1 pseudogene is annotated in these 602 nt (G+C 69.6%); it reads right to left on the bottom strand.

The annotated features are described in order from the left end of the window. Positions 1 to 520, bottom strand: a pseudogene (locus tag FMEAI12_RS24010) (integrase); the annotation flags it as partial. Positions 521 to 602: the final 82 nt, after the last annotated feature.

Here is a 602-nt window from a genome sequence, read left to right as displayed (position 1 = left end):
AGGCCTGGGCGTGTAGGAACGTGCGCCAGGAGGCATCGGCCCGCCGGGGCGTGGGATCGACACCGGCGCGGTGCAGGATCCGCCAGACGGTGGCCACCCCGACCGGGTAGCCCAGCCCGACGAGCTCTCCCTGGATCCGGCGGTGGCCCCCGGTCGGATTCTCCTGCGCGAGGCGCAGGACCAGCTCGCGGATCTCCCGGCGGATCGGTGGCCGTCCGGGGGTCTTGCGCGAATGGGTCCATTTTCGGGCGAGGAGGTCACGGTGCCACCGCAGCACGGTGGCTGGGGTGACGAAGAACGAACCCCAGCGAGCTCGGGGTAGCAGCCGGGACAGGGCTGCGAGGATCAGCCGATCCGCCGGTTCCAGCGTCGGACGGTTCACCTGCCGTCGTAACGCCGCCACCTGATGTCGCAGGACGAGGAGCTCTACGTCCTTCGCGGTGTCCCCGCGGACTCGGAGCAGCATCAGTCCGAGAGTGTTGCGTGTCAGGGCGTGGAGCAGCGACCACACCATGACCATCCAGCCTGCCCGACACAGGCCCAGTCCGGCAGGCAAACGTGCAGGTCACCGCCCAAATCGGGGTTCTGGAGCCCCACAGGCT

Source organism: Parafrankia sp. Ea1.12 (assembly GCF_900465275.1).
GTDB classification, from domain to species: Bacteria; Actinomycetota; Actinomycetes; order Frankiales; family Frankiaceae; genus Parafrankia; species Parafrankia soli.
This window is presented reverse-complemented; position numbering and strand designations above follow the sequence as displayed.